The sequence below is a fragment of the Pseudaminobacter salicylatoxidans genome, from assembly GCF_003148475.1.
GTDB classification, from domain to species: Bacteria; Pseudomonadota; Alphaproteobacteria; order Rhizobiales; family Rhizobiaceae; genus Pseudaminobacter; species Pseudaminobacter salicylatoxidans.
The window spans coordinates 46,549-64,731 of the sequence record NZ_QGGG01000021.1; the positions used below are offsets into that span (position 1 = coordinate 46,549).

At 61.5% G+C, this 18,183-nt stretch carries 26 protein-coding genes and 1 tRNA gene; 22 read left to right on the forward strand and 5 right to left on the reverse strand.

All coding sequences use genetic code 11. The annotated features are described in order from the left end of the window. Window positions 1-137: 137 nt before the first annotated feature. Together C7441_RS23885 and C7441_RS21535 are read right to left on the reverse strand one after the other, a co-directional pair. On the reverse strand, window positions 138-338 hold the full coding sequence (locus C7441_RS23885) for a hypothetical protein (protein ID WP_146201547.1): 201 nt from the start codon (window positions 336-338) through the stop codon (window positions 138-140). A 70-nt stretch (window positions 339-408) separates the two neighbouring features. Then, a tRNA-Arg gene (locus C7441_RS21535) sits at window positions 409-482 on the reverse strand. 22 nt (window positions 483-504) lie between these two features. On the opposite strand from C7441_RS21535, the gene C7441_RS21540 reads away from it, so the two are divergent. From C7441_RS21540 to C7441_RS21615, 16 genes are all read left to right on the forward strand, one after another. Further along, window positions 505-1,245: an AAA family ATPase gene (locus tag C7441_RS21540; protein ID WP_109614616.1), complete on the forward strand. Its 741-nt coding sequence runs from the start codon at window positions 505-507 to the stop codon at window positions 1,243-1,245. Next, window positions 1,235-1,417 carry a hypothetical protein gene (locus C7441_RS21545; RefSeq protein ID WP_109614617.1) on the forward strand — a complete coding sequence of 61 codons (183 nt, stop codon included), beginning with the start codon at window positions 1,235-1,237 and terminating at the stop codon, window positions 1,415-1,417. The genes C7441_RS21540 and C7441_RS21545 overlap by 11 nt, the downstream gene beginning before the upstream one ends. Continuing rightward, the gene (locus C7441_RS21550; RefSeq protein ID WP_109614618.1) at window positions 1,414-1,674 is read left to right on the forward strand and encodes a hypothetical protein; all 261 of its coding nucleotides are present in this window, start codon (window positions 1,414-1,416) and stop codon (window positions 1,672-1,674) included. Before C7441_RS21545 ends, C7441_RS21550 begins: the two co-directional genes overlap by 4 nt. 123 nt (window positions 1,675-1,797) lie before the next feature. Then, window positions 1,798-2,277, forward strand: coding sequence for a phage terminase small subunit P27 family (locus C7441_RS21555; protein WP_109614619.1), 480 nt, complete (start codon window positions 1,798-1,800; stop codon window positions 2,275-2,277). Then, window positions 2,246-4,000 (forward strand): terminase large subunit, encoded by a 1,755-nt coding sequence (locus tag C7441_RS21560; RefSeq protein ID WP_109614620.1) that lies wholly within the window; start codon window positions 2,246-2,248, stop codon window positions 3,998-4,000. Before C7441_RS21555 ends, C7441_RS21560 begins: the two co-directional genes overlap by 32 nt. Next, window positions 3,997-5,256, forward strand: a complete 1,260-nt coding sequence (locus C7441_RS21565) for a phage portal protein (protein ID WP_109614621.1) — start codon at window positions 3,997-3,999, stop codon at window positions 5,254-5,256. Before C7441_RS21560 ends, C7441_RS21565 begins: the two co-directional genes overlap by 4 nt. After that, window positions 5,243-5,830: an HK97 family phage prohead protease gene (locus C7441_RS21570; RefSeq protein ID WP_109614622.1), complete on the forward strand. Its 588-nt coding sequence runs from the start codon at window positions 5,243-5,245 to the stop codon at window positions 5,828-5,830. The genes C7441_RS21565 and C7441_RS21570 overlap by 14 nt, the downstream gene beginning before the upstream one ends. A gap of 103 nt (window positions 5,831-5,933) precedes the next feature. Beyond that, window positions 5,934-7,211: a phage major capsid protein gene (locus C7441_RS21575; protein WP_244916223.1), complete on the forward strand. Its 1,278-nt coding sequence runs from the start codon at window positions 5,934-5,936 to the stop codon at window positions 7,209-7,211. 69 nt (window positions 7,212-7,280) lie between these two features. Continuing rightward, window positions 7,281-7,463, forward strand: coding sequence for a hypothetical protein (locus C7441_RS21580; protein WP_109614623.1), 183 nt, complete (start codon window positions 7,281-7,283; stop codon window positions 7,461-7,463). Between the two features lie 2 nt (window positions 7,464-7,465). Then, window positions 7,466-8,029, forward strand: a complete 564-nt coding sequence (locus tag C7441_RS21585) for a head-tail connector protein (RefSeq protein ID WP_109614624.1) — start codon at window positions 7,466-7,468, stop codon at window positions 8,027-8,029. Next, a complete protein-coding gene (locus C7441_RS21590; protein ID WP_170125223.1) occupies window positions 8,029-8,382 on the forward strand; it encodes a head-tail adaptor protein in 354 nt (117 codons plus the stop codon). Before C7441_RS21585 ends, C7441_RS21590 begins: the two co-directional genes overlap by 1 nt. Continuing rightward, window positions 8,382-8,831, forward strand: coding sequence for an HK97-gp10 family putative phage morphogenesis protein (locus tag C7441_RS21595; RefSeq protein WP_109614626.1), 450 nt, complete (start codon window positions 8,382-8,384; stop codon window positions 8,829-8,831). The genes C7441_RS21590 and C7441_RS21595 overlap by 1 nt, the downstream gene beginning before the upstream one ends. 2 nt (window positions 8,832-8,833) lie before the next feature. Then, complete coding sequence (locus C7441_RS21600; protein WP_109614627.1) at window positions 8,834-9,247, forward strand: DUF3168 domain-containing protein; 414 nt, start codon at window positions 8,834-8,836, stop codon at window positions 9,245-9,247. A gap of 49 nt (window positions 9,248-9,296) precedes the next feature. Beyond that, window positions 9,297-9,986: a phage tail tube protein gene (locus tag C7441_RS21605; protein WP_109614628.1), complete on the forward strand. Its 690-nt coding sequence runs from the start codon at window positions 9,297-9,299 to the stop codon at window positions 9,984-9,986. Next, window positions 9,983-10,360: a hypothetical protein gene (locus C7441_RS21610; protein ID WP_109614629.1), complete on the forward strand. Its 378-nt coding sequence runs from the start codon at window positions 9,983-9,985 to the stop codon at window positions 10,358-10,360. Before C7441_RS21605 ends, C7441_RS21610 begins: the two co-directional genes overlap by 4 nt. Before the next feature lie 17 nt (window positions 10,361-10,377). Further along, on the forward strand, window positions 10,378-10,527 hold the full coding sequence (locus C7441_RS21615; protein ID WP_109614630.1) for a phage tail assembly chaperone: 150 nt from the start codon (window positions 10,378-10,380) through the stop codon (window positions 10,525-10,527). Window positions 10,528-10,534: 7 nt separating this feature from the next. Here C7441_RS21615 and C7441_RS21620 read toward each other — a convergent pair whose 3' ends face one another. Beyond that, a complete protein-coding gene (locus tag C7441_RS21620; RefSeq protein ID WP_109614631.1) occupies window positions 10,535-10,861 on the reverse strand; it encodes a hypothetical protein in 327 nt (108 codons plus the stop codon). A 27-nt stretch (window positions 10,862-10,888) separates the two neighbouring features. Here C7441_RS21620 and C7441_RS21625 point away from each other — a divergent pair, with 27 nt between their 5' ends. Next, window positions 10,889-13,321 (forward strand): tape measure protein, encoded by a 2,433-nt coding sequence (locus C7441_RS21625; protein ID WP_109614632.1) that lies wholly within the window; start codon window positions 10,889-10,891, stop codon window positions 13,319-13,321. Between the two features lie 119 nt (window positions 13,322-13,440). Continuing rightward, window positions 13,441-13,620 carry a hypothetical protein gene (locus tag C7441_RS21630; protein WP_146201549.1) on the forward strand — a complete coding sequence of 60 codons (180 nt, stop codon included), beginning with the start codon at window positions 13,441-13,443 and terminating at the stop codon, window positions 13,618-13,620. Here the strand turns inward: C7441_RS21630 and C7441_RS21635 are convergent. After that, entirely contained in the window at window positions 13,603-13,821 is a 219-nt protein-coding gene (locus tag C7441_RS21635; protein WP_146201550.1) for a hypothetical protein, read from the reverse strand. The genes C7441_RS21630 and C7441_RS21635 overlap by 18 nt on opposite strands. Window positions 13,822-13,886: 65 nt before the next feature. On the opposite strand from C7441_RS21635, the gene C7441_RS21640 reads away from it, so the two are divergent. Continuing rightward, entirely contained in the window at window positions 13,887-14,516 is a 630-nt protein-coding gene (locus tag C7441_RS21640; RefSeq protein ID WP_109614635.1) for a hypothetical protein, read from the forward strand. On the opposite strand, the gene C7441_RS21645 is transcribed toward C7441_RS21640, so the two are convergent. After that, window positions 14,488-14,691 carry a hypothetical protein gene (locus C7441_RS21645; protein ID WP_109614636.1) on the reverse strand — a complete coding sequence of 68 codons (204 nt, stop codon included), beginning with the start codon at window positions 14,689-14,691 and terminating at the stop codon, window positions 14,488-14,490. The genes C7441_RS21640 and C7441_RS21645 overlap by 29 nt on opposite strands. 97 nt (window positions 14,692-14,788) lie before the next feature. Here C7441_RS21645 and C7441_RS21650 point away from each other — a divergent pair, with 97 nt between their 5' ends. The 3 genes from C7441_RS21650 to C7441_RS21660 form a co-directional block, all read left to right on the forward strand. Beyond that, the gene (locus C7441_RS21650) at window positions 14,789-15,508 is read left to right on the forward strand and encodes a hypothetical protein (RefSeq protein ID WP_244916224.1); all 720 of its coding nucleotides are present in this window, start codon (window positions 14,789-14,791) and stop codon (window positions 15,506-15,508) included. Further along, window positions 15,505-15,966, forward strand: coding sequence for a GNAT family N-acetyltransferase (locus tag C7441_RS21655; protein ID WP_109614637.1), 462 nt, complete (start codon window positions 15,505-15,507; stop codon window positions 15,964-15,966). The genes C7441_RS21650 and C7441_RS21655 overlap by 4 nt, the downstream gene beginning before the upstream one ends. Window positions 15,967-15,981: 15 nt before the next feature. After that, window positions 15,982-18,183, forward strand: a 2,202-nt coding sequence (locus C7441_RS21660; protein WP_109614638.1) for a phage tail protein, incomplete at its 3' end; no start/stop codon positions are given.

An 18,183-nucleotide genomic window follows, 5' to 3' on the forward strand; every position in this document is an offset into this window, starting at 1 on the left:
ACCCGCCAAATCAGGCGGGTTTTTTGTTGGTTGGCAAGCGATCGAGGCGAGAGAACGCGGTTAGCATGACGCGCCACTGACAGCCGGTTTCAGTCCGGCGCACCGCCTCGCACCCTATCGGGAGCGGTGAGGCCAAGTCACTTCTGGTTGAGGCGCTTCAATATCCCTTCGAGATTGTGATCGATGGCTGCGAGAGACACCGCAATGCTCTCAAGCGCGTCCAAGACCTTTTCCTCGAATGGAAGTTGGTTGTTCATATCAATTGTCGGCTGGAATGGACGAACCGTATTCGGCGGTCCGGATTTGCGAAACATTCTCTTAGTCGGATCCAATGCCATTTCTTGCCCTCCCGCTTTGAAAACAATCAAAGGTAACCACACATGGCGCTGACCGACAAGCGACGGGTTGTGCGCTCGGCAGGGCTCGAACCTGCAACCTACGGGATCGAAGCCCGGTGCTCTATCCATTTGAACTACGAGCGCGTGGCGGGGAACATATCATCCAATGTCGAGCATGCCACTGGCTCACCGCAGGACCACCACCGAGCGCGGCTACGGCTGGCAGTGGCAGAAGCTGCGCCTTGTCATCCTCGCACAGGAGCCGTTGTGCCGGTTCTGCAAGCAGGCAGGGAAGATCGTCCAGGCTGATGAGGTCGACCACATCGACAGTGACAGCTTCAACAATGAATGGGAGAACCTGCGGCCGCTGTGCCGCCCCTGCCACCTGAAACGCACTGCCAAGGACCAGGCATTTGGCAAGCACCAGTGGCGGCCGGAATGGCTGCGACCCTCAGCAATCCCGCTGGTGATCGTGTGCGGCGCCCCTGCTTCGGGCAAGAGCAGCTACGTCAGGGAGCGTGCCGGCCCCGGAGATCTGGTGATCGACCTCGATGTCATCGCCTCGGAACTGTCGGGCCAATCGCTTCACGGGTGGGACAGAGCCAAGTGGCTGACGCCAGCGATCCGCGCCCGCAACGAGATGCTGGGCGACATCATGCGGTCAACGGCGCAATGGCCCCGTGCATGGCTGATCGTCTCCGAGGCCAGACCGGACAACAGGCAATGGTGGGCAGACACGATGCAGCCCGAGCGCATCATCGTGCTGGAGACGCCGCCAGCGGTATGCATGGCCCGTGCGAAGGCAGACAGCGCCCGCCCGAGGGAGATCACCTTCGAGGCGATAGGCAAGTGGTGGAGCGCCTACGAGCGCAGGGAAGGCGATGAGGTGGTGAGGCATGGCGCGTAACGCAGGTGAGATCGTCATTGATGGCAGGGAGCTGATGTCCAGCCTCACCGTAAGCATCCGCATGTCCCGCATGTTCGGTGTCCGCATCTGGATAGCGACGCGGCTGTTCGAACTTGCCGGACTGGTCACAGGCTGGAACGTCGTGGTTGAGATCGAGGGCGACGAGGAATGAGCAAGATCGTCACGTCCGAGGTGAACGAGCGTCGGCATCGCGTCATCATCGATCGGCATGAGTTGAAGCGCATCGTGGGTGAGGCTGTCGCCAAGGAGCTTGGTATCCGACACGCCGCACATGGCCAGACGTGGGACTTCAGCTTCAAGGACGAGACGGAAGGCCCCCCCGGCTACAAGGTCGGGACAGGCTGCATTGTCGATGTGGTCGAGGACCTGAGGCCACAGGATGCCAAAGACGACACAAGGCGCGAATAACAGGTCAAGCACTATTCGGCCGTTTCTCGGGTGGGAGGGGGAGGGTCAAAACCTTTCATGGTTCGATCCCTGACCGGCGGCCCCAAGGAAACTTCTGCGCGTGCAAAATGAAGGACATTTTTGATGGCCGGTAGAAAGCGCACGCCTGATCACTTGAAAATCGTCGCGGGAACCGCGCAGCCCTGCAGGATGAACCCAGACGCGCCCGCCTCAGTTACTGGCACGATGGAGGCACCGGCATGGCTGTCTGCCCGCGCATCCGAACTGTTTGACCAACTTGCGGTGATCATCGCTGACATGGGGATCGCGTCTGTTTCGGATGCCGCGATGCTGGCGATGGCGGCGTCCCGTCTTGAGGAAATCGAAATCTGCACGGCGATGATCGAGGACGGCGGCCGGACCTTTGTCAGCGGCGTGAAATACGACGACGAAGGGCGGATCGTCAGTCAGCAGATCAAGGGGCATCCGGCCGTGGCCCAGCGCAGTGAAGCGATGCGGCATGCGCAGTCCTTGCTCGCAGAGTTCGGCTTATCGCCGTCCGCGCGCTCGAAGGTGTCAGTGAGCAAGCCAAATGAAAAGAACCCCTTCGCGGCGCTCGGCTGAACACCCGCATGTCGAGGTCGGCAATCGCTACGCCAAGGAGGTAGTCGCAGGGAAGATACCGGCCTGCAAGTGGGTTCGGCTGGCATGTCAGCGTCACCTCGACGACCTTGCCCGGCAGAGGGATCGAGCATTCGATTACAGGTTCGATCCGACGGCGGCCGAGAAGGTCTGCCAGTTCGTCGAGCTCATGCCGCACACGAAGGGCGCTTGGGCATCGCGCGGCGAGACGCTGGTGATGCAGCCGTGGCAGGTGTTCCTGACCATCTGCATCTTCGGCTGGATCAGCAAGGTCGATGGGTTTCGCCGGTTCCGGCGGGCGCTTCTCTTGGTCCCCCGGAAGAACGGAAAAAGCGCATGGGCGGCGGCCATCGGCCTCTACATGCTGGCGGCGGACAGTGAACACGGTGCCGAGGTCTATTCCGGTGCCACGACAGAGAAGCAGGCATGGGAGGTTTTTCGCCCGGCGCGCATCATGGCAATGCGACAGGCGGCGTTCCGCGAGCACTACGGCGTCTCGGTCAATGCGTCGAACCTGCACATGCTGAGCAACGAAAGCCGGTTTGAACCGGTGATCGGCAAGCCGGGCGATGGTTCCTCGCCGCACTGCGGATTGATCGACGAGTATCATGAACATGCGACCGACGACATGCTCGCGACGATGCAGACCGGCATGGGAGCGCGGGATCAGCCATTGATCCTCGTCATCACAACGGCGGGCTCCAACATCGCCGGTCCCTGCTACGCCATGATGCAGGAAGCACGCCGCATGCTCGACGGGATCGTCGATGACGACGAACTGTTTGCGCTGATGTACGGCCTTGATCCGGAGGACGATTGGACAGAGGAAGCCTCGCTTCGGAAGGCGAACCCGAATTTTGGTGTTTCGGTTGGTGACAAGTTCCTGCTGTCGGAGCAGCGCCAGGCGATCAACAACGCACGGCACGTTTCGCGCTTCAAGACCAAGCACCTGAACGAATGGGTCAACGCGAAGGAAGTTTTCTTCAACATCCAGCGCTGGATTGAAAGTGCGGTGCCGGGCCTCTCGATCGATGATTTCGCCGGCCAGCCTTGCCGGATCGGGCTCGATCTTGCGTCCAAGGTGGACGTGGCCGCGATGGAGATCACGTTCAAGCTCGACGAGTGCGACTGCCCGAAGGCGGCGGAACTGATCAAAACGGATTTCAAGTTCGCGCGCTTCGGCCGCTACTACCTGCCGTCAGCCGCCATCGAGAAGGGTGAGAACGAGCACTATCAGGCGTGGCACCGCGACGGCCTCATCGTCCAGTCGGACGGCGAGATGAACGACATGACGCTGATCCGCGATGACATTCTCGGCATCCGCGACAAGCACCAGCTTCTGGAGGTCGCCTACGATCCGGATCAGGCGCGCATGATGGTGAGCGAGCTTCAGGCCGAGGGCATCACCTGCACGGAAGTCTTCGCGACGATGAAGAACTTCTCCGAGCCGATGAAGGAAATGGACGGTCTGATCCGTGAGCGGGCCATCGCCCATGACGGCGATCCGATCTTCACATGGATGCTGTCGAACGTCGTGACCAAGGCCAACCACCGCGATCAGGTCTATCCGCGCAAGGAGCGCGACGAAAACAAGATCGACGGCCCGGTGGCGCACATCATGGCGCTGGGTCGGTGGATGATCGCCGATGAACCCGCGCCGGCATCGCCGTGGGATGACCCTGAATTTTCTCTGGTGAACGCATGAAACTGTTCGGCTTCAACGTTCGGCGCGAGGTGCGCTCTGCCACGTCGCCCGAGAACGAGAGCGTTCCCGTCAGCGCGGAGAACTTTCTTTCGTTCTTTGGCGTGCAGTCTGTCGACCTGCCGCCTGTCACTATTGATCGAGCTTTGACCGTACCGGCGGTTGCGGCGGCTGTGGCGTTCCTGTCGCGTACGCTGGCCGCGCTGCCGCTGCATGCCTACCAGTCCTCAAAGGACGGCGCGAAGCGCGTGAGTGGCAAGCTCGGCGCGGTCGTTCACGACAATGCCAACGACGAAATGTCGAGTTTCCTGTTTCGGCAATATTTCTGGCAGCAGGTGTTTACCGGCGGCCGTGGATTGGCGTGGATCGAGCGGGATGGCAGGGAAATCGTCAACCTGTGGCCGATGGACCCGCGTAAGGTCACCGTCAAACGGGTTGCCGGGCGCCGGATCTACAAGTTCGAGAACAAGGAATACCCGGCCGCCGATGTGATCGATGTGCCGTTCATGCTGAAGGCCGATCAGCTTTCGCACTACGGGCCGATCAATCTGGCAGCCAAGGCCATCCAGCTTGCTATTGCCATGAACGATTATGGTTCGAACTTCTTTGCTGGCGGCGGCGTTCCGCCTCTGGCGATTTCAGGGCCATTACCGCAAGGCGATCCGGCATTGAAGCGTGCGGCCGGCGACGTGGACCGGGCCATCAAGTTCGCCAAAGAGAACAAGAGTCCCATCCTGCCGATCCCGGCTGGCCACGAACTGAAGCCGGTGGGCTTTGATCCTGCCAAGGGCCAGATGGTCGAGGCACGGCTGTTTCAGATCCAGGAGATTGCGCGGTCGTGGCAGATGCCGCCGGCCTTCCTACAAGACCTGAGCAAAGGCACTTTCGCCAATGTCGAGCAACAGGACCTGCATCTGGTCAAGCATCTGATCGGCCAATGGTCGGAAGCGCTCGAAGGCGAGATGAACCTGAAGCTGTTCGGCCGAGAGAGCGGCGGCTTGTACGTCGAGCACAATCTGGACGGCCTGATGCGCGGCGACTTCAAGTCGAGGGTCGAGGGTATCGCCCGCGCCATCCAGACCGCGCAGATTACGCCTAATGAAGGGCGGGCGCTGGAAAATCGGCCGAGGCACAAGAACCCGGATGCCGACGAATTGCTGGTCCAGGGCGCGACCGTGGTGCTCGGCAAGCAGCCGGTTCAGTCGGCATTGCCGAAGCCGGCAGACGATAACGGAGAGGACGACAATGCCGAAGCCTGACATTGAAAAGCGTAGCGGCATCCCGGCCGAAATCCGCGCCGATGAGACCGGCGTCAAGGTTTCCGGCTACGCAGCCGTGTTCAATCAGGAGGCTGACATCGGCGGTTACTTCCGTGAGGTCATCCTGCCCGGCGCGTTTCGCAAGGCGCTGGGATCGAACGATGTGCCTTTCCTGATCAACCACGCGGGCCTGCCGCTGGCGCGTACCCGGTCGGGCACGCTCAAGCTGACGGAAGACAGCCATGGGCTGAAGATCGAGACGGAGCTGGATGCGAGCGACCCGGACGTCCAGCGGATCGTGCCGAAGATGAAACGCGGCGATCTCGACAAGATGTCCTTTGCGTTCCGCGCAACCGTCCAGCGCTGGGACGATACGCAGGACCCGCCGCTTCGCACCGTCGAGGAAGTCGAATTGTTCGACGTATCGGTTGTGACGGACCCTGCCTATGACGGGACCTCCATTGCGCTGCGCTCGCTCGATGAGGCACGCAAGGAAGGCCGACGCCAGCACAACGCCGCCGCGTTCGCCCGGCGCAAGGCCGAGGCTGAAGCCCGGTTCCGCAACATCATCTGAGTTTACCCGGCATTTGCCGGAGGGCGTGGCAAGCATCCCGCTTCCCGTCTCCACCGCCTGCTTTCGAGCGGGCCTTTCGACGTTGAGCACATGGGAGATCATCATGCTCAAGGAACTGATCGAGAAGCGGGAAAAGCTCGTAGCCGACGCCCGCTCTGCCCTGGACGAGATCAAGAAGAATACCGACGAGGCCCGCGCTGCGGAACTCGAAAAGCGCCATGACGACATCATGGCTGACTTCGACAAGGTCGAGGTCCAGATCGCGCGGGAGCAGCGCATGGCGGCTGCGCAGAAGCGCATCGATGACGCGGCGGCCGAGGAACGCGCGAAGAAGCGTCCCAATCCCGGCGATGGTGAAGCGCGCGGTCAGGACGAGGGTGAGGCTCTGGAATACCGTCAGGTCTTCCACAGGTTCATCGCCTGCGGTGGCGATCCGACCGAACTTTCCAGCGAGGAGCGTTCGGTGCTCAGGGCCGGCGTGCAGGCCAAGGCCGAGTTCCGCGCTCAGGTCACCGGCATGCCAGCCTCCGGCGGCTACACGGTTCCGACCGAGCTTGCCAACGAAATCATCAAGTCGATGAAGGCATGGGGGCCGATGTACGATGAGGACATCTGCACCGTCATGACCACGGCGAGCGGCAATCCGATCAAGATCCCGACGGTCGATGACACGGCGGTGACTGCCGGCAAGCACACCGAAGGCACGGCGCTCACCGATGACGGCGGTAAGGACGTCACCTTCGGGCAGAAGTCGCTCGACGCCTACGTCTACGACACCGAGTTCGTCCGCTTCTCGATGGAGCTGGCGCAGGACAGCATCTTCAATATGGAGGCGTTGCTTGGCGGATTGCTCGGTGAACGTCTCGGCCGCATCGCCAATAAGGAACTGACCGTTGGCGCCGGCACGACTGATCCGAACGGCGTCGTCACGGCGTCCAGCCTTGGCAAGACCGCAACTGCGGTGGCCGCGATCACCTATGACGAGATCATCGACCTCGTGCATTCCGTGGACCCGGCTTACCGGACCTCGCCAAAGGTGCGCTTCATGTTCAATGACGGCACCCTTGCGGCGCTGCGCAAGCTGAAGGATGCGGAGAACCGCTACATCTGGTCGGCCGGCGACGTGCAGAACGGCGTTCCCGGCACCATCCTCGGCTACCGCTATTCCATCAACCAGGCGATGGACAGCCTTGCGGCGGCCAAGAAGGTCATGCTGTTCGGCGACTTCGGCAAGTACTTCGTCCGCAAGGTCGGCTCGCCCGTCATCGGAGTGCTGCGCGAGCGCTTCTGGCCGGACCTCGGCATCGCCGGCCTGATCCGTTTCGACGGCGAACTGGGCGATACCGCAGCCGTCAAGCACCTCATCACCGCCGCCACGTAAGTTCGGCTTTGCAAGGCGGGCGGCTCCGGTCGCCCGCACTCAAAACCGAAGAAGTGAGGAGTGTTCCCAATGAAAATCAGGATGCTGACGTCCTTTGCCGGAACGGACTTCACCGTATCGGCAAACGAAGAAACCGAACGCTTTACTGAAGCGGAAGCCGTTCGCATGATCGAGGCGGGATATGCCGTACCGGTTGCCGCGCCGAAGGTCGAACGCGCCGTGAAGACGCCGGCCCCGGAAAAGCGCGGTTGACCATGTGGTATCCGTCGACCGTCTTAGCCGCGCCGGCCGCCGAGCCGGTGACGTTGGCCGATGCACAGGTGCAATGCGGCATCTTGCCGGGCGAGACGCATTTCGACACGCTGCTCAACCGGCTGATCAAGGCGGCGCGCGCGCATGCGGAGGAATACTGCAATGCCCGATGGGCGGAGCAAACCATCTCGTCGCAGTGTGACAGCTTCGCCGATTTCGCCCGCCTATCTGAAGGCCCGCTGAAATCGGTCACGACCATCGGATATGTCGACGCGTCCGGCGCTGCGCAGGTCCTCGATGATGCGGTCTATCAGGAGCAAAAGGACGGGCTGGAGCCGTCGATCTCGATCAAGTCCGGTCAGACGTGGCCCCGTATCCGCTTAGGCTCCCGGATCACCCTGACGGCCGTCTATGGCGGCGCGGTTCCCGAGAGCGTGCAGCATGCCATGCTGATGCTGATCGGTCACTGGTTCGTCAATCGTGATGCCGTGGTCACCGGCACCATCACAACGACGATCCCCATGAGTGTCGATGCACTGCTCAGCAATCATCGTCGAGGTGCATGATGGCGCGCACCGGCAACATGACCATCCGTGTCCATTGTCAGAAGACGGTCGACGCCCTCGACGAACTGGGCCATCCCGTTCCGGGCGGCGGCAAGTGGGAAACGCAGTTCACCGTTCTGGCCGCATTCGAGCCGAAGACCGGCGGTGAGCAGGTGCTGGCCGGCCGGCTGCAAGGCATCCAGGCCTATATCGTCACGATCTGGCAGAGCGAGGACACGCGAAAGATCACGGCTGGCTGGCGGCTGGTCGACGCGGACAACGCTGCCCGCACCTTCAATATCCGCTCCCTGTTCGATCCTGACGGGCGCCGGCTGAAGCTGGAAATGCTCGTCGAGCACGGCGTGGCCACCTGATGGCGATCCGGGCCAAATTTGTCGGACGTGAGAAGCTGGCAAGGCGACTGCGCGATCTTGCCCCTGACATCGACCAGGAGGCGGCCAAGGCGCAGCTTGAGGCTGCCGAGGAACTGGCTGAGGCAATCGAGCAGCGCGCGCCGATCGGTGAGACCGGCGATTACCGCTCCAGCATCCGGGGTGGCAGGCTCAGCGACAACCCCGGCGCTGCGGTGTTCGGCCTGCGTCAGACCAAGGACAAGAACGCGACCGGCATCTTCGCCAGTTTCTTGTGGCGTTGGCTGGAATACGGGACCGCCGATCGCACCGTCAAAAAGACCGGGAAGTCGTCTGGGAAGATGGAGAAGCAACCCCACATCTTCCCGACCTACCGCCAGCATCAGAAGCGCATCAGGCGCAAGGTCGCCAACGCCATCAACCGCGCTGTGCGCAGGGCGCAGAAGAAATAGCCATGGCCTCACCTGCAAGAGAACTGGTCCTGTTCGCCCGCGACAGGCTGCTGAAGGCAGCGAACGTCACGGCGCTGGTCGGTAATCGGGTCTGGTATCGCGCGCCAGAAGACGCCGCTTTTCCGCACATCGCCAACTTCGACACGTTCGGCGTTCGCGACGACGCGACCTGCATCACCGCCGAAGAGATCACGCTGAACGTCCATGTCTGGACGCGCGACGGCATGGATCCGCTGCAGGATGCCCGTGCTATCGCCTACGAGGTCGGCCGCGCCCTGCATGGCTACCCGCTGGCGCTGCCGAGCAATCAGCTTGTGACGCTCGATCATCGCGGTGATCGCATCTTCTACGACCGCGACGAGCTAACCGGCCACGGCGTCGTCGAGTTCCGGGCAATCGTCCAGTCAAACGCCTGACGCCTCCACCGCCCTTCGGCAAGGCATCCATCACCGAAAGGATACCACCATGGCCCAGCATCCCGGCCGGCTTTTGCTTATCAAGATCAAGACCGCACCCGCCACGTTCGCCAACCTGTGCGGCATGAAAACCCGTTCGTTCAACCTCTCGGCCAACGAGGTCGACACGACGATTCCGGACTGCAACAACCCCGGCGCAGCGGTTCAGAAGACCGCAGAACCGGGCATCGTCAATCGATCCTTCAACGGTTCGGGCGCATTCGTCAGCGGCGCCACCCAAGCCGTTCTGATGACGAACGTCCGCAACGGCACGGTGTTCGAAGCACAGGTCGTCGTTCCCGGCGAAGGGACCTATGAAGGCTCGTGGATGGTCTCGGATTTCGAGTTCACCGGCGAGATGGAGGGAAACATGGAGTTTTCGGCCACGTTCTCGGCCGCCGGTCCGCTTTCCTTCACTGCTGAGGCCGTCACGCCGGTCAACTCGCTGCTGCCGTCGATCGCGGGTATTGCCGAGGAAGGTTCCGAACTCAAAGCCTACCCCGGCGAATGGACCGGCAACCCGGTCTTCACCTTCCAGTGGAAGAAGGACGGCGCCAATATCTCGGGCGCGACTACCGACGCCTATACGCCTGTCGCAGGCGATGTCGGCTCGACCATCTCGGTTACCGTCACGGCCACGAACAGCACCGGCAGCGCTTCGGCTACGTCGGGCGGTACGGCTGATGTGGTGGCGGCATGAGCAGCCTTCCTGTCAACGGCGCGCGGGGCGAAGTCGCCCTGCGCGTGGGCACCGTCGATCTCGTGATTGCCTGCGAGATCGGCCGGCTTGCAGCGGTTTCCACCGCGCTGGATTGCAAGTCGTTCGTAGACCTTTATCAGCGCCTTCTTGGTGCCGAGGTGGCCGCGACCATGGCGGCGATCCAGCATCTGACCGTGAAAGGCGATGCTGGCCAGGCCGCGCAGGAATTGCGGCTGACCGACTTCGCCGCCTGCAAGAACGCCTTCACCGCAGCTCTGATGCACCATATCGGCGAAGACGAGGGAAAAGCCGAGGCCGTCGAGGAAGGCAAGGCGGCGACGAAGACAAGCCCTTCCCGTTCCGCGACTGGCTGAAATCGGCAATCGGCCCGATGGGCTGGCGGCCACCGGAGTTCTGGGCCGCCACCCTCTCGGAGTTTTTCGACGCCGTGGACGCATTCAACGACATGCATCGCGATCCGAAAGAGGTTGAAGCGCCGAGCGAAGACGAAATGGCGAAGCTGCTGGAGCGGTATGGGTGATCCCGCTCTAGAGATTGCAGAACGCTATAGAATTGCTCCCGCTGTATGGGGAGAAGATATGCAGCTTCCATCCCGAAAGTTCGTATTTCGCATCCCTGGTTGTCTTCGAGATAATCGGACAGAAGCCTCTGGCCTCGGTGCTGCTTGTGTTCATCCAGACTTTGATATTGTGGCCCGAGGCAATCGCGCAAGGTTGTGTCGAAAGCCCATTCGTATCGAAAAATTTGCAAAGCGCCTTTGCGTGCTGAAGCGATTTTAGCGAAGAAGATTCCGCCTGTGCGACCCCGGCTTGAGCCAAGATCAAGCTGGCGACAATGCCCGCGATCAACTTCATCCCAATCCCTCCACCGAGTTAGACGCTATGGCAACTGACCTTGAACAACTTGTGCTGTCAATCTCGGCGGACAACCGTCAGATGCTGCGCGTTCTCAAAAAGCTTGAAGGCGATACCGGCTCGACGACGCGCAAGGTTGAAAAGCAGTTCGACCAGATGGCCAAGCGGATCGATGCGCGATTGAGCGGTATCGGGACAGGTTCGTTCAAAAATCTGATCGGAGGCGTCACTGCTGCTTTCGGCACTGCCGAGCTTATCCGCCTTGCCGATATTTGGTCGGAGTTAAAGTCCCGCGTGGACTTGGCCGCTGGCTCGATGGAGAGCGGCGAGGCTGTGATGATCCGACTTTCGGACATGGCGCGCCGCACGTATTCCGGGCTGGAGCAGACGGCGGAAGGCTGGCTGTCGAACGCCACCGCACTCAAGGAGATGGGGTATAGCACTACGCAGCAGCTCGATTTGGTCGAGACGCTGAACAACGCCCTGGTAATTTCTGCAACCAAGGGGCAAAAAGCGGAAAGCGTCATGGATGCCTGGTCAAAGGCGATGGCGTTGGGAAAGCTCTCCGGCCAGAACTTGAACACGGTCATGCAGTCGGGCGACCGGCTCGCCACTGCGCTGGCCGACTCTATGGGCGTGAACCGGAGCGCCCTGACCCGTCTGGGCAAAGAAGGCAAGATCACGACGAAGGAGATGTACGGCGTCACTTCACAATTGGAGAAGTTGCGGGCCGAAGCCGACTCGATGCCGGCGACAGTCGGCGATGCCGTCCAGCTGTTGAAAGATGCTTTCCTGCAATATGTCGGCGGCATGGACCAGGCCTCGCAGACTTCTGCAAAGCTGGCCGAAAATATCATCCTCCTTGCCGACAATATCGATACGGCTGCCGATACTGCCTTGCAATTCTCGACCGTCATCATTTCCGCACTGACGGGACGAGCGATTGGCGGGATGGTAGCGGCTTTACCGACTGCAACCGCCTCAGTGCTGGCGATGGTGGCAGCAATGAGGGCCGGTACATTGACAGCGACCGGCTTCGCGGCGGCTCTTGGGCCGATGGGACTCTTGCTCGGCGCGGCTGCCGGCGCGCTCTATGTGCTTTCGCAGCGTCAGGATCAGGCCGACATTGCGGCAGGCGAGCACCGCAAGTCGATTGTCCTTCTCAATCAGGAAATTGCCGATCTGGACTATGCCAACAAGTCTGCGGTGCAGTCCACGCGTGACAAGATTAAGGTGGATATTGCCGCTGCGAAAACGGCGTTGGAGCGTGCGAAGTCTGAGCGCGAATTAGCTCGGGCGATAGTCGAGGGACAGGTACGAGGTCGCACGCGCGATCCCGAATTGGCCGAAAAGATTATCGATAAGCAGATGGGTAATTCCCTGACGCTTTTCACAAAGCAGGTCGATCTCCAGCAGAAGGTCATCGAGGACCTTGAAAAGAGCCTGTCGACACTGGAGAGCAATGTTGCCAATCCACCCCAGCGGCTTTCGCTGGGAGGTCACTCCACCGATGAGGGTAAGGGCAAGAAGAAAAAGGAGCGCGTGGACGACTACGAGCGTCTAGCGCAGCGCATTGCTGACACTACTGCCGCGATGGTCGCGGAGACGGAAGTGCAGCGGCAACTCAACCCTCTGGTTGATGATTACGGTTATGCAGTCGCCAAGGCACGATCCGAACATGACCTTCTGACCGCGGCAAAAAAGGCGGGTGTCGAGATCACGCCCAAGCTTCGCGCCGAAATTGAAGGGCTGGCGCAACAATATGCGTTTGCCACGGTTGAGGCGGCCAAGCTCGCAGAAAGCCAAGATGAAATACGGCAGCGGGCAGAGGAAGCGCTTAGTACTGCAAAGGACGCCACGCGCGATCTGATCGACGGCTTCGTTGAGGGCAAATCGGCCGGGGACATGCTGGCCAACACACTGAAAAAGATTGGCGATGCGCTCATCAATGACGTGCTGAACAATCTTTTCAAGATCCAGAATATGGGCGGTGGCGGTGGTGGTTTTCTGTCCGGCCTGCTTGGTCTACTCGGCGGTGGGGGCGGTGGCGGAGATCCGTGGGCAGGATTGAGGCTGGCCGATGGTGGCCATGTTCGCGGCCCCGGCACGTCGCGCAGCGACAGCATCCCGGCTCGCCTGAGCGACGGCGAGTATGTCGTCAATGCCAGGGCCACGAAGCAGTTCCGACCATTGCTGGACGCCATCAACAGCGGCAAGGCGCTGAAGCTGGCGGATGGCGGGCTGGCGTCGTTTCGCGCCCCAACGATGCCGCGCCTTCAGGCGCCAGCCAGTCAGGCTGGGCCGTCCATCACCTTTGCGCCGGTCATTGACGCCCGCGGCGCTGACGTCGCTGCGGTCGAGCGGCTGGCGCAGGTAATGGACAAGCAGAAACGCGAGTTCGAGGCGAACGTGATCAGTACGATCCGCAGCGCGCGCAGCCGGCGCGTGCCGGGGGTTTGAAGGGGTACTGACGAGCAGCGGCGGGCCGCCCGTCAGCATGTTGCCTGAGACACGTACTCAATACACAACGCGGGCCGATATTGCGATCGGCTGGTTAACAAGCTGTGAAAGAGAGCACCATGAGCAAAAGTCAGACAATAGAAGATCGCTTGGCCGCGCTGGAGCGGGCGATTGCCGCCAAGGCAGATCAACCCAACGTCGATATCCTCGAAATCAGATTGGCATCGGTTGAGTTCGCGGCAAACGATCTCAACTCGCGATTGATGCGGGCGGAAGCCGATTCACAAAGTGTCGGCTAGGTCGCGCAGTAGCTTGGCTATAGCCGCCTTGGACAATTCACGAACCTGGCTCTCTTGCTGGTCGCCTGGCGTCAAAACATTGACACCACCGGACACGCTAAACGGCTTCCCACCTCGCCATCCATTGAAGCTGAATTGAGCCGACTCATTGTCGGAATCGTAGCTCAACCGCCGAAGGTTGATGCTGTCGGGCTGCGCCATGTCCAAGTCCTCCCAATTAAACCCCGCCCCATCAAAGCAGCGTGTGCAGAGAGAGTCCATCCGGCATGACCATCTCCTATCCCTTCGACCTGCTGGCAGGCTTCCCTGGCTGGTCGACCGAGTTCGACCTGCTGTGGCGTCAGGAGCAGTCGCGGCAGGCGAACGGCGTCACGCGGGTGAAGGATTTCGGCTCGCCACTGTGGCGCGGCACGTTCCAGTCTCGCTCCATGCGACCGAATGAACTCGACGAGTGGCGGGCGCGGCTGGACGCTATGGAGAACGGATTGCAGCAGTTTCGGGCCCGATCGCTGAGCCGCTGTTATCCGATGGCCTATCCCAACGGCACAGGCATGGGGACAGTCAGTGCTGCGGCCATCAACACCATCAACGCCAATCGCAAATCGATCACCGTCAAGGGCCTGCCGGCTGGCTTCCAGTGGCGCGTTGGCGACATGCTCCAGATCGGCACGCGCAACCTCCATCGCATTCAGGAGGCTGCTGCAGCCGGCGGAACAGGCGTCACAGGGGCATTCGAGATCAGACCACCGCTGTGGCCGGAAACGGCCGTGAATGACCCTGTGACTGTTGTCCGTCCGTCCTGCCTGATGACAGTCGTTCCGGGCAGCGTCAGCAGCACTGCCGACCTTCAGACCGGACGCGGCAGCATCAGCTTTCAGGCTCTAGAGAGCCGCTGACCAGCGTGAGGTAGGCTTTACCGGCCTGCGTCAGCCGATAGTTCGGCCCCTCGGTGCAAAGGCCCTCGCGGCTGAGGTTTTCCAGGCAGAGCTTGATCCACGCGTCCGAGGTCCGTGGCCTGAGACCTGCCAGCATTTCCAGCGCTTCGACCTCGTGAGGGAAGATGCAATCCATTGCTATTCGAATCCATCGTGCCCCCACGCCAAGCTAGAGCCATCCCGGACCCGGCCAAAACCGGAAAACCCTGTATTCACAGATATTTGGTATAGACATGACCCGCAATCTTTCCGCCCCGAATTTCGCGGCGTTGCAGGCGCGTGCGCTGGTCGCGCGTGACTTCCTGCGCATCGTCGCGCGTGATCGCGCCACCGGTGCCCCGCAGGTCGTCGGCTTCTGGTCCGATGTCGGCAACGTGGCTGCGTCCGTGGTGAACCCCGACACTGGCCTGACCAGCACCTACGACTGGTACGGATCCGGTACGCTGATCGAGGTCAGCGACATTCCGCTGGTGGCGAACCTCACAGTCCAGTCGATCACGATCCGCATGTCGCAGATCGACGATCTGGTCGAGCAGGCGGTGCGGCTCTACGACTGCAAACAGGCGCGCGTCGAGGTCTATCGCGGTCTGTTCGATCCGGACACCCGCCAGCTCGTGGCGCCGGCCGCCTGCCGCTTTGTCGGCTTCATCGATCAGATCGAGATCAAGACGCCGGCCGAAGGCGAAGACGGCGGCGTCGAGATGACGGCGGTTTCGCACACACAGGAAATCACCCGCTCCAACCCGGACACGCGCAGCCACGAAAGCCAGAAGCTGCGCCATCCGACCGACAATTTCTATCAGGACGTCGCTGTGGTCGGCGAACAGGAACTTTTCTGGGGCAAGGCCAGCGGCAAGATACCGACAAAACGGGCCTCGTCCGGTGGCGTCGTCGCCAGGCCATCCGGCCGGGACAGCGGCGGCGCTTCCTATGAAGGCGGCGGCTCGCGATGATCAGGGAGGCGGTCGAGCGCGACCGGTTGCGCGTCGTTCAGTTGCTGAAGGATTCACGCGCCGGTGCAGGCTTTGACGATATCGCCGGCCCAACCGGCTTCACCTTCCCGTTCGTTGCGGCCTACGCCGAACGCATGTTCAGGGAGCACTGCGCCGATCCGAACAGCCTCTGTCTCGTCTATGCGCCGGAGGACCGGCCGCAGGGCGTGCTGATGGCCAAGGCATTCGAGCATATGTTCGGCCCGGTCTGGTTCGCACAGGAAACGCTCTGGTGGATCGACCCGGCCCATCGCGGCAAGGCGGCGGTACAGATGCTCGACGGCTACGAGGCATGGGCCAAGGTCCGCAGCTGCGCCTTTGCGGGCATGGCCGGCATGGGGACCGATCCGATCGTTGCACGGCTCTACCTGCGACGCGGCTACCGCGTGGCCGAAACCAACTTTCTGAAAGCGCTTTAGCGCCGGAACTCCGACATGATCTTTTCTGCTATTGGCGCCGCTGTTGCTGGCATCGGCGGCCTGTTGTCATCGACCATGCTGGCGGGCGGCATCGGCTCGCTGCTGCTCAAGGCTGCCGTCGGCATCGGTCTGAACCTTGCCGCGCAGGCATTGGCCGGCAAGCCGGAAGGCCCGTCCTTCACCATTCAGGGCCAGTTGCAGTCCGGTGGCGACGTGCCGCGCGCCTTTCCGCTTGGCTACACGGCCACGGCAGGCTCGCTCGTTTACGCCAATACATGGGGCAGCGAGAAGAAAACCCCGAACGCTTATCTGACGCAGGTGATTGCGCTCTCTGACCTGCCGATCAACAGTCTCGTCGGGCTGTGGGTCAACGGCGAAAAAGTCACGATCGACTGGAGCGACACCAGCTACGGCAGCCGCGGCTATCCGGTGAAGGAATACTGGACCGGTCCCGGCGGCAACCACATGTGGGTGAAGTTCTACGACGGCACCCAGACCGTGGCGGACAGCTTCCTCGTCAACACGGTTTCGAGTGCCGAGCGGCCCTATCAGTCCACCCGCGTCGGTTACGGCGTCTCCTATATCGTGGTGACGACGCAGATCAACGAGGAACTGTTCACCGGCTTTCCGCAGTTCAAGTTCGAGGTCTATGGCCTCAAGCTCTATGACGTCACAAAGGACAGCACGGCGGGCGGCTCCGGCGCGCATCGCTGGTCCGATCCTGCGACATGGGGCGGCGATGGCGATCACCTGCCGGCCGTCCAGCTCTACAATCTGTGGCGCGGTCTGAGCTATGGCGGCAAGTGGCTTTACGGGTTGCAAGGCGTCACCACCGCGCGCCTACCCGCCGCCCATTGGCGAGCGCAAATCCAGAAGTGCCGCGCCGTCATCAAGTCGGGCGGCGCCAATGTGGCGACCTATCGCAGCGGCGCCGAGATCGCGGTTTCGGCACCGCTGGGTGATGCCTCAGAAGCGCTGCTGACGTCGTGCCAAGGCCGCATGTCGGAAGCGGGTGGCGTCTACAAGGTGTTCGTCGGCGCTCCCGGCCTGCCGGTGGCCAGCATAGACGACGGTGTGGTCATATCGACCGAAGAGCAGAGTTTCACGCCGTTCTTCGGGCTGGCGGATTCGATCAATGGCATCGCTGGCAAGCATCCGAACCCGGCCGAGGCTTGGAACGTCAAGGTCGCGCCGCCGATCTATCGCGCCGATCTTGAAGCCAAGGACGGCAACCGCCGCCTGATGGCGGACGTCTCATTCGACTTCGTGCCGTATGCAGACCAAGTTCAGCGGCTGATGAAATCGGCGCTGGAAGAAGCGCAGCGTGCCCGCCGGCACACCTTTGTCCTGCCGCCCGAATACTGGATCCTCGAAGCCGGTGACGTGGTGTCGTGGACCAGCGTGCGCAACGGCTACGTCAACAAGCTGTTCCGCGTCGATGGCGTGATCGACCGCGCCAATCTCGACGTGATGATCGACGTCACCGAGATCGATCCGGCCGATTATGACTGGGATGATGACACAGACTATCGCGTCCCGGTTGATGGCCCGGTCGGCATCATCCGCCCGACGCCGCAGCCGATCATTGATTGGTATGCGGAGGGCGCAGTTATAGACGGCGGTGATGGTAAGAGGCGCGCCGGAATTCGACTTGAATGGGATGGGGATCAGGTTGACGTCGAGGCGGTGCAGTTTGAAGTCAGGAGGCGCGCTGACCTTGTCAGAGTGTATACCGGCCGGACGGACAACGTCGAGGCAGGCGCGATCCTCATATCGCAGAACCTATTCTCGCTAACTGATTATGGCGTCAGGGGGCGGTATATCCCCCGGTCGGATCGATCGACCCTGTGGTCGGATTGGTTGCCGGTCACGACACCGGATCAGCCTTACACGGACATCGATGTTATCGTTGCCAATCTGAGCAAGGAAATCCGCGATCTTGTCGAGCGAAATAATCGACAGATGGACGAAGTGCGTGAGCGCATCGAATTCCTCGCTGCCAATACCGGCTCGGCCAACATTGAAGACATTGTCGAGCGCCAGAGCTTCGTCAAGGAATTCGGCCGCACCAAGGCTCTGATCGTGAAGGAGAGCGGTGAACGCGTCAGCGAGAATGCGGCGCTGGCCTACGACATCGTATTGCTCGACACACGCATCGAGGATGCCGAAGGCCTGATCGCCGGTCAGGCAAGTGTGATCAGCGAAATGCGGACCGAG

Excerpts from the sequence above, each read along its gene's own strand:
- C7441_RS23885 (WP_146201547.1), bottom strand. The coding sequence starts at position 338 with ATGGCATTGGATCCGACTAAGAGAATGTTTCGCAAATCCGGACCGCCG.
- C7441_RS21540 (WP_109614616.1), top strand. The coding sequence starts at position 505 with ATGTCGAGCATGCCACTGGCTCACCGCAGGACCACCACCGAGCGCGGC.
- C7441_RS21545 (WP_109614617.1), top strand. The coding sequence starts at position 1,235 with ATGGCGCGTAACGCAGGTGAGATCGTCATTGATGGCAGGGAGCTGATG.
- C7441_RS21550 (WP_109614618.1), top strand. The coding sequence starts at position 1,414 with ATGAGCAAGATCGTCACGTCCGAGGTGAACGAGCGTCGGCATCGCGTC.
- C7441_RS21555 (WP_109614619.1), top strand. The coding sequence starts at position 1,798 with ATGGCCGGTAGAAAGCGCACGCCTGATCACTTGAAAATCGTCGCGGGA.
- C7441_RS21560 (WP_109614620.1), top strand. The coding sequence starts at position 2,246 with ATGAAAAGAACCCCTTCGCGGCGCTCGGCTGAACACCCGCATGTCGAG.
- C7441_RS21565 (WP_109614621.1), top strand. The coding sequence starts at position 3,997 with ATGAAACTGTTCGGCTTCAACGTTCGGCGCGAGGTGCGCTCTGCCACG.
- C7441_RS21570 (WP_109614622.1), top strand. The coding sequence starts at position 5,243 with ATGCCGAAGCCTGACATTGAAAAGCGTAGCGGCATCCCGGCCGAAATC.
- C7441_RS21575 (WP_244916223.1), top strand. The coding sequence starts at position 5,934 with ATGCTCAAGGAACTGATCGAGAAGCGGGAAAAGCTCGTAGCCGACGCC.
- C7441_RS21580 (WP_109614623.1), top strand. The coding sequence starts at position 7,281 with ATGAAAATCAGGATGCTGACGTCCTTTGCCGGAACGGACTTCACCGTA.
- C7441_RS21585 (WP_109614624.1), top strand. The coding sequence starts at position 7,466 with ATGTGGTATCCGTCGACCGTCTTAGCCGCGCCGGCCGCCGAGCCGGTG.
- C7441_RS21590 (WP_170125223.1), top strand. The coding sequence starts at position 8,029 with ATGGCGCGCACCGGCAACATGACCATCCGTGTCCATTGTCAGAAGACG.
- C7441_RS21595 (WP_109614626.1), top strand. The coding sequence starts at position 8,382 with ATGGCGATCCGGGCCAAATTTGTCGGACGTGAGAAGCTGGCAAGGCGA.
- C7441_RS21600 (WP_109614627.1), top strand. The coding sequence starts at position 8,834 with ATGGCCTCACCTGCAAGAGAACTGGTCCTGTTCGCCCGCGACAGGCTG.
- C7441_RS21605 (WP_109614628.1), top strand. The coding sequence starts at position 9,297 with ATGGCCCAGCATCCCGGCCGGCTTTTGCTTATCAAGATCAAGACCGCA.
- C7441_RS21610 (WP_109614629.1), top strand. The coding sequence starts at position 9,983 with ATGAGCAGCCTTCCTGTCAACGGCGCGCGGGGCGAAGTCGCCCTGCGC.
- C7441_RS21615 (WP_109614630.1), top strand. The coding sequence starts at position 10,378 with ATGGGCTGGCGGCCACCGGAGTTCTGGGCCGCCACCCTCTCGGAGTTT.
- C7441_RS21620 (WP_109614631.1), bottom strand. The coding sequence starts at position 10,861 with ATGAAGTTGATCGCGGGCATTGTCGCCAGCTTGATCTTGGCTCAAGCC.
- C7441_RS21625 (WP_109614632.1), top strand. The coding sequence starts at position 10,889 with ATGGCAACTGACCTTGAACAACTTGTGCTGTCAATCTCGGCGGACAAC.
- C7441_RS21630 (WP_146201549.1), top strand. The coding sequence starts at position 13,441 with ATGAGCAAAAGTCAGACAATAGAAGATCGCTTGGCCGCGCTGGAGCGG.
- C7441_RS21635 (WP_146201550.1), bottom strand. The coding sequence starts at position 13,821 with ATGGCGCAGCCCGACAGCATCAACCTTCGGCGGTTGAGCTACGATTCC.
- C7441_RS21640 (WP_109614635.1), top strand. The coding sequence starts at position 13,887 with ATGACCATCTCCTATCCCTTCGACCTGCTGGCAGGCTTCCCTGGCTGG.
- C7441_RS21645 (WP_109614636.1), bottom strand. The coding sequence starts at position 14,691 with ATGGATTGCATCTTCCCTCACGAGGTCGAAGCGCTGGAAATGCTGGCA.
- C7441_RS21650 (WP_244916224.1), top strand. The coding sequence starts at position 14,789 with ATGACCCGCAATCTTTCCGCCCCGAATTTCGCGGCGTTGCAGGCGCGT.
- C7441_RS21655 (WP_109614637.1), top strand. The coding sequence starts at position 15,505 with ATGATCAGGGAGGCGGTCGAGCGCGACCGGTTGCGCGTCGTTCAGTTG.